Raw genomic sequence first — 1,195 nt, forward strand, 5'->3', positions numbered from 1 at the left:
ATGGCAAAGGGTAAGTTCGAGCGCACCAAGCCCCACGTGAACGTGGGCACGATTGGTCACGTTGACCACGGCAAGACGACGCTGACGGCGGCGCTGACGAAAGTGGGCGCGGAGCGTTTCGGCGGCGAGTTCAAGGCCTACGACGCGATCGACGCGGCGCCGGAGGAGAAGGCGCGCGGCATCACGATTTCGACGGCGCACGTGGAATACGAGAGCCCGACGCGTCACTACGCGCACGTGGACTGCCCGGGCCACGCCGACTACGTGAAGAACATGATCACCGGTGCGGCGCAGATGGACGGTGCGATCCTGGTGTGCTCGGCGGCCGACGGCCCGATGCCGCAGACGCGCGAGCACATCCTGCTGGCCCGCCAGGTGGGCGTGCCGTACATCGTGGTCTACCTGAACAAGGCGGACATGGTGGACGACGCCGAGCTGCTGGAGCTGGTGGAGATGGAAGTCCGCGAGCTGCTGAGCAAGTACGAGTTCCCGGGCGACGACACCCCGATCATCAAGGGTTCGGCGCTCAAGGCGCTGGAAGGCGACCAGTCGGAGATCGGCGTGCCGTCGATCCTGGCGCTGGTCGAGGCGCTGGACAGCTACATCCCGGAGCCGCAGCGCGACGTGGACAAGCCGTTCCTGATGCCGGTCGAGGACGTGTTCTCGATCTCGGGTCGCGGCACGGTGGTGACCGGCCGCATCGAGCGCGGGATCATCAAGGTCGGCGACGAAATCGAGATCGTGGGTATCCGCCCGACGCAGAAGACCACGGTCACCGGCGTGGAGATGTTCCGCAAGCTGCTGGACCAGGGCCAGGCGGGCGACAACGCGGGCCTGCTGCTGCGCGGCACCAAGCGTGACGACGTGGAGCGTGGCCAGGTGCTGGCCAAGCCCGGTTCGATCACCCCGCACACCGAGTTCGAGGCCGAGGTCTACGTGCTGAGCAAGGACGAGGGCGGCCGCCACACGCCGTTCTTCAAGGGCTACCGTCCGCAGTTCTACTTCCGCACCACGGACATCACCGGTGCCGTCACCCTGCCCGAGGGCGTGGAGATGGTGATGCCGGGCGACAACGTGAAGATGCAGGTGGCGCTGATCAACCCGGTGGCGATGGACGAGGGCCTGCGCTTCGCGATCCGCGAGGGCGGCCGTACCGTCGGCGCCGGCGTGGTGGCCAAGATCGTCAAGTAACGCT

Annotated in this window: 1 protein-coding gene; it reads left to right on the plus strand. The window is 66.9% G+C overall.

What is annotated here, in order from left to right:
• Positions 1-1,191 carry an elongation factor Tu gene (gene tuf / locus QAA18_RS12775; protein WP_279413470.1) on the plus strand — a complete coding sequence of 397 codons (1,191 nt, stop codon included), beginning with the start codon at positions 1-3 and terminating at the stop codon, positions 1,189-1,191.
• Positions 1,192-1,195 lie beyond the last annotated feature (4 nt).

The sequence above is a fragment of the Luteimonas sp. 8-5 genome (genome assembly GCF_029763755.1).
GTDB lineage: Bacteria > Pseudomonadota > Gammaproteobacteria > Xanthomonadales > Xanthomonadaceae > Cognatiluteimonas.

Excerpts from the sequence above, each read along its gene's own strand:
- tuf (WP_279413470.1), top strand. The coding sequence starts at position 1 with ATGGCAAAGGGTAAGTTCGAGCGCACCAAGCCCCACGTGAACGTGGGC.